This is a genomic window from Pseudomonas sp. YeP6b (assembly GCF_025642995.1).
Taxonomy (GTDB): domain Bacteria; phylum Pseudomonadota; class Gammaproteobacteria; order Pseudomonadales; family Pseudomonadaceae; genus Aquipseudomonas.
Genome location: NZ_CP080090.1, coordinates 4,059,359 through 4,070,034, shown reverse-complemented (window position 1 = coordinate 4,070,034; position 10,676 = coordinate 4,059,359). Strand labels below are relative to the sequence as shown.

Sequence of the window (10,676 nt, the reverse complement as noted above, 5' to 3'; positions counted from 1 at the left end):
GCGATGTGCGTCAGTTCAGGTAGGCGTGCCATTGCACCGGCAAACGCAAGCCGCGCAGGCGCTGCTGTTGCGCCGGGCTGAGCAGCTCGAAGGCAATCACCCGGGGCAGCCCGGGGGACACGGTTCGTTCGGCGGCGAGTTGTTCGTCGAGCAGGTCGAGGGCCAACTGATTAAGCGTGACGCCGTGGCGTTGCGTGAGGCCGACCAGGCGCCCCACGTCGAGGCCCATGCCGAGTGCCTTGAGCACCAGTTGGTGAAAGGCGCGCTCCGAGTAGTGGCGTGACGGGTAGGCCGTGTCGAGGGCGAGGGCGGCAAACACCTGCGGGTTGCTGGTGCGCCCGGCCTGCAAGGCCAGTTCCAGGCACTCGCCGTCGCTGTCGAGCCAGTCGAGGGCGCTAAGCAGAGCGATTTTTTCCTGATCGTCGCCCCACAGGAACAGCTGGCGCAGCAGCGGCAACTGCTCGGCAGCCTCGGTGTGTTCGAGTGCCTGGGCCAGCAGCAACCCGCGCGCTAATTTCACCGAAGGTGCCGGCAGGTAACGCTTGCACTGGCCGCTCAACAGCGCCGCTGTGGTGGCGCTGGGTTGCTGGGCAAGCTGTGCCTGCGCCGCTTGCCACCCTTGCAGTTCGGTGGCTTCCAGTTGCTGGCTCAGGGTTTGTTGGCGTTCGGTGAGGCCATCCTGGCGTATGTTCATGTCGGCTTGATCCAACGCTGAAAGTGGGGGAGCAGAAAAAACACCAACACACACAACAGGCTGCCCAACGGCTGGTTGGCTACCGCCAGCACCAGTGCATCGAACAACGGCAAGGCGGCCAGGCCCGCGCCGATAAACGCGCGGACGTTTCTGTGCTGCGGGTGGGCCAGGTGCTTCCAGTAATGCCAGCCCAGCCAGGCCAACCACAGCAGCAGCACCGGCCAGAACCACAGGTTGTTGGAGTAGAACGCCAGGGCCAGCGGGCTGAGCATCAGCAGCGACGGCAGGCGGCTGATCAACTGGTTGCGGTGTTCCTGGCGCGCCAGGTAGGTCAGGCCGCTGATGTACACACCGAGCAGAATCGCGCACAGCCAGATTGGCTCCGGCGGCACCGCCAGGCTGGCCGCCGCCGTGAGGTACAGCGCCGAGCGGCAGGCGCCCATCAGCCACACGCTGTGGGCGTATTTCTTGTGCAGCAGGTTGTAGCCGACGATGCAGCCGACCAGCAGCACCACGCCGCCAAGCAGCCAATGCGGCTGGTCGATCAAGCGGCTCAAGCCCAGCACCGCCGCGGCGGCAAGGATCAGCAACAGTACGGTGGCCAGGCCGACTTGCTGGCGGCTGGCCAAACCCAGGGTGATCGGGCGCGGGTTGTGATGTTGCTGGTCCCAATCAGCATCGAGCCAGTCGTTCAACAGCATGCCGGCCAGGTACAGCAACGACAGCGTGATCAACAGCAGCACCCACGCCTGCGACGACGGCGGCGCCAGCGCGCCGGCACTGCTGGCGAGCAGGGCGGCGGCCAGGGTGTTGGTCCACACCGTGGGCAGGTTGGAAACCCGGCCGAGGGTCATCCAGGTTTTCATCGGGCTCATTGTGCGTAACCCTCACCCAGTGGCAGCGGCGCAACACTGCGCGACGCCAGCTGTTGCAGCGCCGCCTGCATCTTCGCGCTGTCGATTTCATGCAGGTCCACCGACTGGCCGATGCGGTTGAGCATCGGGATCGACAGTTGCCCACCCAAGTGCTGGCGGAACTCCTCCAGGCCTAGCAGCAGCGGCGAGCGGCCCTGTGCATCGATCAAACTCAGCTCCGGCGGGCACAGGTTGAAGCCCAACGTGCACAACAGGTTCATCACCCGCTCAGTGTCGGTATCGCCGAGCAGCCCCAATGCATTGGCATACAACCCATCCAACGCCATGCCCACCGCGACCGCTTCGCCATGGCGCAGCCGGTGGTGGCTGAGGTTTTCCAGTTTGTGCGCGGCCCAGTGCCCGTAATCCAGCGGCCGACCGTTACCGCGTTCGAACGGGTCGCCGGCACCGGTGATGTGCGCCAGGTGCAGCTCGGCGCAGCGGCGAATCGCGTAGCGGCTGGCGGGGTGATCGAAGCGGGCGAGGGCGTCGGCGTGCTGCTCCATCCACTCGAAAAATGCCTGGTCCTTGATCAGCGCCACCTTGACCGCCTCGGCCAGCCCGGCGATCTGGTCGCGGCGGGTCAGGCTGGTGAGCAACTGGAAGTCATTGATCACCGCCGTGGCGGGGTAGAAGGCGCCCAGCAGGTTTTTCTGGCCGAAGGCATTGATGCCGTTTTTTACGCCAATGCCGGCGTCGTTCTGGGCCAGCACGGTGCTGGGAATTCGGATCAGGCGAATGCCGCGGTGGAAGGTGGCGCAGGCGTAGCCCACCGCATCCAGCACCGCGCCGCCGCCTAGGGCCAGCACGTAGCAGTGCCGGTCCAGGCCGTGTTGCAGCATGTCGGTGTAGAGCTGCTCCAGCACTTGCGCGTTTTTGCTCAGCTCACCGGCCGGCACGGCGATGGGCGCGGCGTGCACGTGCAGGTCGGCATGGGCGGCGAAGTAGGCGTCGATCTGTGCCAACAACTGAGGCGCGCTGTGCAGCAGTTGCTCATCGGCAAACACCATCACCTTCACCGGCCCGTTGTGTGGGTGAGTGAGTTGCTGATGCAGGCACGGGTTGAGCGGGTCGAACAGGTGGTCGGTGAAGATCACCGGGTAGTCGTAACGGACCTCGAACCGCCCGCGCAGGGGCTGATCCACACTGGGCTTGCGCTTGAACAGGCTGTAACCGGCCACAAACGCCAGCGGCAACACCATGCTGGCGAGGAGGGTGACCAGCAGCGCGTGCTGCTCGATCAGCAACGTGCCAATGGCGGTGTAGGCCAGCGCCAGCCCCGCATTCGCCAACGTGGTAATCAGCAAAAACGCGCGCAGCGGATAACGCTGCATCCCGGCGGCCACTACCGACGTTTCCGCCAACACCGGCACACCGCGCAGGCAGATCAACGACAACGTACCCAGCCGATACGCCAACTGCCCAGGCTGGCGCTGATGCAGCCCAAGGCGGCCGGACAGCAACCGAAAATAACCGGCCCCCAGCGCATAACCCAACCCGGCGCCCAGGCACAGCCCGATGAAAATCACCAGGTAACCCCCGAGGCTGCCGAGTACGGCCACCGCCAGCAGCGCGACCATGCTCGACGGCACCGGCAGCACCACGTCGAGGGCGAGCAGGGCGATCAGCAGCAGTGCCAGGTTGAATGCTTGGGCAGGTGTCGAGGGTTGGTACAGGTTGAGGTGAGTCAGGAACGCTTGGATCTGTTGTTCAAACAACAGGAAGCTGGCAATCACCAGCACAGAAAAGCCCATCAACGACAGCCAAAAATGCGCGGCTGGCCCCTTTTTCGAAAACGCACGATACCACCGGCTGCGCTTCATCAAAGCATCCCTTTTGAGAGTTAAGACTTAAGTTCCGTGTCACTGTTAAGCGCTGTTTTTAGAGCAATAGAACCCCTGGCCTGAAGGGCGGGTTGTATACGTAATGGCTGATGGCTTTCACGGTATTCATGAACTTAGCCGGTTGTGGTTGTTTTGCAAGTTTGCGAAGGGATGTGTTTGAAACTGGCGTTTCAGGAGGCGCAGCCAGGCGGTGTTTATTCAGTGTTTACAATTAGTTGTATGGACTTTTTCCGCGCGTCAATAAGCCGTTGTTCATGGCCCTTGCCAGTAAAAACTTAATCAATAAGTCGCTAGGTTCGTTATGTAGATTATTGCCGCTGGCTATATGTAACTCTAACAGCGGCGGGTGGTTGGGAACGGTTCCGCTTAACTCGGTGAGGGGTTAAGGCGCCGTGTCTGGTACCGCCCGATACACCGCGACCTGGTCCGAACGAATGGTCTCTTTCAACGTATACGTCGAGCCCGTCTTGATCTTGACCTTCCACTGTTGCGCCGCCTGGGAAGCGTTGGCGTTAAAGGCGGCGTCCGGGACGGCGGCGAAGGTGTCGTAGCGATACAGGGTGTAGGGCACGCTCGGCTTCAACCCGGAGACCGTCACGGTCAATGCCAACGCGGCAGACGGGGGCCGGGTATTGGCGTGTTGCGCCATCGGCGGTTGCTCGTCGATCACCTCGGTCCACAGCCGCACCGGCAGCGTCTGGCCGTCGTGATCGATGATGCCGGTCACTGCCACGCCGAACTGCCTGTTGCGCGGCAGGGAATACAGCGCCTGTGACGGCGCGTTGGCCTCCTGACGATTGGCCTGGAAGCGGTCGAACGAGAAGTGATACCGATACGCCGGGGCGCCGTCGGGTGACCAGAGGCCGTTGTCGCTCAGGGCCAGCACATCGTCGGGGTAAGCGTGCGGCGGTAACGTCAGCGGGTATTTCGACGAGATACCGTTCACCGGCACGATATGGTCGTACTGCGCGTCGCCGGCCTCGGCCTCAGTGGAGCCTTGGAACGCGTGCATGTTTTCATACACACCGATGATCACCGGGTAACCGGCCAGCACATTGCCCTTTAACCACGTCAGGAAGGCGTTGGCGTCCGGCGTGTTGACACTGTTCCACTGCACCGCCTGCAAATGCATCCGAGCGGCGGCGGCGCCATCGTTCACACCCACCAGCAACTGGCTCCCCGCTTTGGACTGGTCAATACCCGGGCTGGCAATGGCCCGGGCGTCGTATTGGGAAACGTACTGGCCGTAGTAGAGCCCGGCGCTGACGAAGGCCGCTTCACCGCAGTAACCGAAGTTCGCCGTCCATTGCAGACGCGGCGGGATATCGTTCTTCAGGCGGGCGGCGCCAACGTCTTGAGCCCAGAGCCCTGCGGGCAACAACAGGACCATGAGCAGTACGCGTGGGTTGAGGGCCAACATGTCGATCGCCTTTGAACGTAGGGCTGATCAGGTTATCGACTCTCGATGGAGTTTCCCGTGAGGTTGTGTGGAGAAACGATGACCATGCTGGGTGCAGACTTCAATTGCCCACGAAGCGAAAACCACCGGATAGCTTGTCCTTGAGAAACCCCACCAACGCAGTCACTGACTTCGGCACATGCGGGGAGTACGGCCGAATCAAGTAAATCTCATCGGCAAACGCGCCTTTGAGCGTCCAGCCCTTGAGCACCTGCACCAACGTGCCACTGGCCAGCGCGGCATGCGCGCTGAAATCCGGGAGCAGGGCGATGCCCAGGTGGTTGAGCGCCGAGTCACGCAGGGCTTCGCTGTTGTTGGTGGAAAAGCTGCCGGCGATGGGCACGGTGATGCGCTCGACTTTTTTGCCGCCGCGTTCGAACGTCCACGCTGGCTGGTCGGTGCCCCGTGGGTAGTACAGGCAGTTATGTGTGCTGAGATCGCTGGGTTCACGCGGCTCGCCGTGCTGTTGCAGGTAGGCCCGCGTGGCGACCAGCACCGAGCCGGTGTCGCACAGTTTCCACGCCACATGGGTTTCCGGCACCTGGAAGCCGTGTCGCACCGCCAGGTCGTAGCCTTCGGCGGCCAGCGAACTCAGGGCGTCCGACACGTCCAGCTGGATGCGCACCTGGGGATAGCGCTGCAAGAATTCGGACAGGTGCGGCACCAATTGTTGTCGGGCAAACGCTACCGGTGCGGTGAGGCGGACCAGGCCGCGAATCTCCCCGGCAGAGTCGCGCACCGAGGAGAAGCTGCGGGCGATGTGTTCATAGGCGCTACGCACTTCGCGGGTCAATGACTGCCCCGCATCGGTCAGCCGCACGCTACGTGTGGTACGGGTGACCAGCCGTGTACCTGTGGCCTTTTCCAGGTCCGAGATACGCTGGCTGACCGCGGATTTGCTCACGCCCAGGCGCGCGGCGGCGGCGGTGTAGGTGCCTTGCTCCTCCAGCACTGACAGCCAGTGAATATGCGTCCAGAGCCCCTCGATCTCAGCCTTTTCCATGATTCTATTGTTCGCTTATAAGGACAATAAGTTCTGGATTCTGCTCTGGTTTGGAACAAACCGAAAGCCTATCGTGGGCTCCAACGTTACCGACCTGGGATCAACTGCCATGAGCATCACCCTCGAGCACTACATCAACGACCAGCGCGTTTCCCGCGATGATCGCTATCAGGACGTCTACAACCCGGCCACTGGCGAGGTGACCGGCCGTGTCGCGTTGGCCAGCCGCCAGACCGTGGGCGAAGCCGTCGCCGCCGCCCAAGCCGCGTTTGCCGGCTGGGCCGACACGCCGCCGATCCGCCGTGCCCGTGTGCTGTTCGAGTACCTGCACCTGTTGCGCGAACGCAAGGACGACCTGGCGCGCATCATCGTCGCCGAACACGGCAAGGTGTTCACCGACGCCCAGGGCGAAGTCGACCGGGGCATCGACATTCTCGAATTCGCGTGCGGCATTCCGAACCTGCTCAAGGGCGAACATTCCGACCAGGTTTCGCGGGGCATGGACAACTGGACGATGCGCCAGCCACTGGGTGTGGTTGCCGGCGTGACGCCGTTCAACTTCCCGGTGATGGTGCCGATGTGGATGTACCCGATCGCCATCGCCGCGGGCAACACCTTCATCCTCAAGCCAAGCCCGACGGACCCGAGCGCCTCGCTGTTCATGGCCGAGCTGCTGCGCGAAGCCGGCTTGCCCAAAGGCGTGTTCAACGTGGTGCAGGGCGACAAGGAAGCGGTGGATGCACTGATCGAACACCCGGACGTCAAGGCCGTGAGCTTTGTCGGCTCTACGCCGATTGCGCAATACATCTATGAAACCGGCGCCCGCAACGGCAAGCGTGTGCAAGGCCTGGGCGGCGCGAAAAACCACATGGTGGTGATGCCCGATGCGGACATCGAAAAAACCGTTGATGCGCTGATGGGCGCGGCTTACGGCAGTGCCGGCGAGCGCTGCATGGCGATCTCGGTGGCGGTGCTGGTGGGCGATGTGGGCGACAAAGTCATCGCTGCCCTGACCGAGCGCGGCAAGCTACTGCGCATCACCGACGGCCGCGATTTAAAGGCCGAGATGGGCCCGATCGTTTCGCGCGCGGCACTCGAGCGCATCAGCGGCTACATCGAGCAAGGCGTGCAAGCCGGCGCGCAATTGCTGCTCGATGGGCGTGACTACGTGCCCACCGAACCGGGCCTGGAAAATGGCTTCTGGCTCGGCGCTACCTTGTTCGATCACGTGACGAAAGACATGAGCATCTACCGCGAAGAAATCTTCGGCCCGGTGCTGGCCTGCGTGCGCGTGGATGACTTTGCCGAGGCGATCAAGCTGGTCAACGACCACGAATTCGGCAACGGTGTCAGCTGTTTTACCCGCGACGGTAATATTGCCCGCGAGTTTGCACGGCGTATCGAAGTGGGCATGGTCGGCATCAACGTGCCGATCCCGGTACCGATGGCCTGGCACGGTTTTGGTGGCTGGAAGAAGAGCTTGTTTGGTGACATGCATGCCTACGGCACTGAAGGCGTGCGCTTCTACACCAAGCAGAAGTCGATCATGCAGCGTTGGTCGGAGAGTATTGAGCAGGGCGCGGAGTTTGCGATGCCCGTGTCTAAGTAACATCGGAACACTGTAGGTCAACGGTGGGAGCGGGCTTGCCTGCGATGGGCATAGGTATCTACGCAACTTCTTGTGTCGTGCTAGGCCGATGACGGGTTTTTAGGTAGCTATGAGTACATATCCGTTGCTGCGGTAACGGCTTCGTATGGTTCCGCCCTTACGGCGGGTCACTTTTGGAAAAGAGCCCCAAAAGTAACCAAAAGGGCTCTTGCCCCACCACTTGGTGCCTCGCCTAGGCTCGGCATGCCCTCACTCCGGCTTGAATCCGTGGGCCGCCGCCATGGGCCATCCTTGGCCCATCGCGGCTAACCCGGCGTCCTGCCGGGTTACCCACGGATTCAAGCCTGCGTTCGGCCATCGTGGTTTAACGGGGCGCCTAAGATCAAGATCAAAAGCAAGAGCACGGCGGCCTAGTAGCCGACCTGAGTGGTAGAAGCAAAAGCAGGGCAAAAGCACAGCAAAAGCACGGCAGTACACTCTCTGTCTGATGTACTGAGATCCCAATGTGGGAGCGAGCAAGCCCGCTCCCCACAATTTTGACCGAGTTTAGCTGCCAGCACTGCAATGCTCTGCTTTTCTGTGGGGAGCTGGCTTGCCTGCGATGCAGACACCTCGGTGTATCAGGCATAGCCAGTTGATGCCATCGCAGGCAAGCCAGCTCCCACATTAGATTGAGTTCAGCCATCAGGATCAGGTCGGCTGTCAGGCCGCCTCGGTTTTGCTTTTGATTTAACCACTCAGGTCGGCTACTAGGCCGCCGTGCTCTTGCTTTTGATCTTGATCTTGATCTTAGGCGCCCCGTTAAACCACGCTGGCCGAACGCAGGCTTTGGAGCGTGGGTAAACCGGCAGGACGCCGGTTTAGCCGCGATGGGCCAAGGATGGCCCATGGCGGCGGCCCATGGTCCAAAGCCGGAGTGAGGGCACACCGAGCCTAGGCGAGGTGCCGAGTGGTGGGGCAAGAGCCCTTTGGTTACTTTGGGGCTCTTTTCCAAAAGTGACCCGCTGTAAGAGCGGAACCCATAGCAGCCGTTACCCAAATAACGGATATGTACCCAGCGCCCCCGCGACAACCAAAGAACTCAACCCATAAAAAGATGTGTAGATACCTATGCTGCGATGGCGGTGTATCAGTCGTGCATTCGCTGGCAGACCCACCGCCATCGCGAGCAAACGCGGCTCCCACATGACTCAGGTGCTTCATACTGTCGGCTGGCGCGGGGGAAAGGATGAATGACATGCGGTATTACTTACTCAGACCGGATCACGCAGTACCGGAAAAATGGGTACTTGGGGACATACGGCACGTTAATAACTGGCACTTCAGAGATCCGCCAGTTAATTACATGGAGCCAGGCAGTTACACCCTCGACGTCAAGTTTGAAGGCGCTGAGGTTGATTACGCTTTGGCGGGTTATGGCAGTGTCCCGGTATTGAGCAGAAGAGCGCGTGATGCATTAGTGGGCTTGCCGGAGGTGGATGAGCCTTATCACCACCTCGTACTTGAGCCGGTGCAAATCGCGAATACGCTCGTTGAACAGGACTATTTCGTGATGATCATCGAGACGCAGGTTGAATGCGTTGATGAACAGCGCTCGGAATATCAGCGGTATACCGTAGATGATCCGGTGAGGCCGGACTTGGCGGGGGATTATCGCGGCTTTACCAGGCTCGTTATTGACCCGGTAAAAGTAGCTCGCCGAGATATTTTCAGGCTTAAGCACTATCTAGGCGGAATCATCGTCAGTGAAGAAGTAAAACGTCGCTTCGAAAGAGCTGGGGTAGTCGGCATAGCATTTGATTCGGTGAATGGTGACAAAACCACGGTGACCTAGGCGCGAGAAGCTGCTGTCGCTCGCACCTAGGCCGTCATCCCGTCAGAAAACGGCTTTCACTTGTAAGCCCAATACCCATGCATTATCGATATCCACCCCGGAAAACGCCCCCGGCTCAATGATGTATTGCACATCCGGGCGCAGGGTCAGCCATGGCGTGGCCTGGTAGCCGTAGCTGAGCTCGATCAACTGCTCGGCATTGTTCAGGTTGGGGTAGTCCGCCCCCGCGTTGAACGCTGCCAGTTCCTGCACGTCGCGACTGCGCGGGTTCGGCACCGCGCGGCCATAACCCAAGGCGACGGTATCGCGTGGGCGACCTTCAAACGGCTTGTACAGCACCACGCCCGCGCCATACCACTTGCTGAACGGCGAGGCGGCCTCACTGGCGGCCGAGTATTGGCCGAAAGCATGCAGCACGCGCCCGGCAGACGAACTGGACGCCCACACCGCCTGATCAATCAGCAGGTAGTGACCGCCCCGGCCGCTGACCTCCTTGTTGCTGCCGATGCGTTTCACGTTTGAGCTGTCGTAGTAATACCCCAGCTTGTATTCACCCGGCAGAGTGCCCGCGTGCTTGTACACCAGCTCGATGGGCACCACGGTACCGGTGGTGTGTTTGGGCCCCAGGTGCCAGGCGCGGCTGGCGTTGCCGTTGCTCGACGGGTCGACATTGAACGCCGCCACGCGCAGTTGCCAGGACGGTGAGAAGTCGTATTTCACTCGCGCGCCGAGGTGCGCGTTCGGGTAGTTGGCCCAGCCGCTGCCGCCGGACATGTTCAGCGGGTGGCCGCAGAAACCGGCGTTCATGAAGTTGCACAGGATGCCGCTGTCGAGGCCACCGAGGTCATTGCCCATTGCCATGTAGCCGAGCTTGACGTTCAGCGCGGGGGTAAACAGCGTGCGCTCGTAGCTCAGCTCGGTGAGCCGTGTGTAGAGGCCGCCGTAGTTTTCCTGGATCGGCAGGCGGTTGCCCACCAAGTCTTCGGAGGCACTGCTGCCACGCCGGTCGTTGATGGTCAGCTGGATGCGGTCGCCATTGTTCAGGCCGTAGAGCTTGCCCAAGTCGAACTGCACGCCAAGCTTGATGTTTTGCGAGTAGCGCGCCGAGCGGTGCTGGCCGCCGTCGGCGTTGTAGGCGGTCTCGCCGCTGTAGTCGCCGGTGAAGCGGATGCCTTGCTCGTCGAGTTCACGGCGCAGGCCGCCCCAGTCGCCGGTCAGGGTGGTGTCGTCGGCTTGAACGGGCAGGGCGGCCGCAAAGGCCAGGCCCAGCACCAGGCCGCCAAAGGGCAGATGAGAAGTGGGGTTCATGCGTGGTTTCC

The 10,676-nt window shown here is 61.5% G+C and carries 8 protein-coding genes; 2 read left to right on the top strand and 6 right to left on the bottom strand.

Going from position 1 to position 10,676, the window contains the following annotated elements:
* Nucleotides 1-10: 10 nt before the first annotated feature.
* The 5 genes from KZH41_RS18130 to KZH41_RS18110 form a co-directional block, all read right to left on the bottom strand.
* Complete coding sequence (locus tag KZH41_RS18130) at nucleotides 11-694, bottom strand: EboA domain-containing protein (protein ID WP_094951856.1); 684 nt, start codon at nucleotides 692-694, stop codon at nucleotides 11-13.
* On the bottom strand, nucleotides 691-1,560 hold the full coding sequence (locus KZH41_RS18125) for a UbiA family prenyltransferase (RefSeq protein ID WP_263275117.1): 870 nt from the start codon (nucleotides 1,558-1,560) through the stop codon (nucleotides 691-693). Before KZH41_RS18125 ends, KZH41_RS18130 begins: the two co-directional genes overlap by 4 nt.
* 5 nt (nucleotides 1,561-1,565) lie before the next feature.
* Nucleotides 1,566-3,431 (bottom strand): 3-dehydroquinate synthase, encoded by a 1,866-nt coding sequence (locus KZH41_RS18120; RefSeq protein WP_263273389.1) that lies wholly within the window; start codon nucleotides 3,429-3,431, stop codon nucleotides 1,566-1,568.
* A gap of 403 nt (nucleotides 3,432-3,834) precedes the next feature.
* The gene (locus KZH41_RS18115; protein ID WP_242150506.1) at nucleotides 3,835-4,872 is read right to left on the bottom strand and encodes a hypothetical protein; all 1,038 of its coding nucleotides are present in this window, start codon (nucleotides 4,870-4,872) and stop codon (nucleotides 3,835-3,837) included.
* A 100-nt stretch (nucleotides 4,873-4,972) separates the two neighbouring features.
* Entirely contained in the window at nucleotides 4,973-5,914 is a 942-nt protein-coding gene (locus KZH41_RS18110; protein WP_094951860.1) for a LysR family transcriptional regulator, read from the bottom strand.
* Between the two features lie 109 nt (nucleotides 5,915-6,023).
* Here KZH41_RS18110 and KZH41_RS18105 point away from each other — a divergent pair, with 109 nt between their 5' ends.
* Together KZH41_RS18105 and KZH41_RS18100 are read left to right on the top strand one after the other, a co-directional pair.
* Nucleotides 6,024-7,523 (top strand): CoA-acylating methylmalonate-semialdehyde dehydrogenase, encoded by a 1,500-nt coding sequence (locus KZH41_RS18105; protein ID WP_263273387.1) that lies wholly within the window; start codon nucleotides 6,024-6,026, stop codon nucleotides 7,521-7,523.
* Between the two features lie 1,237 nt (nucleotides 7,524-8,760).
* Entirely contained in the window at nucleotides 8,761-9,357 is a 597-nt protein-coding gene (locus tag KZH41_RS18100) for an imm11 family protein (protein ID WP_094953840.1), read from the top strand.
* A gap of 42 nt (nucleotides 9,358-9,399) precedes the next feature.
* Here KZH41_RS18100 and KZH41_RS18095 read toward each other — a convergent pair whose 3' ends face one another.
* Nucleotides 9,400-10,665 (bottom strand): carbohydrate porin, encoded by a 1,266-nt coding sequence (locus KZH41_RS18095; protein ID WP_263273385.1) that lies wholly within the window; start codon nucleotides 10,663-10,665, stop codon nucleotides 9,400-9,402.
* Between the last annotated feature and the right edge of the window lie 11 nt (nucleotides 10,666-10,676).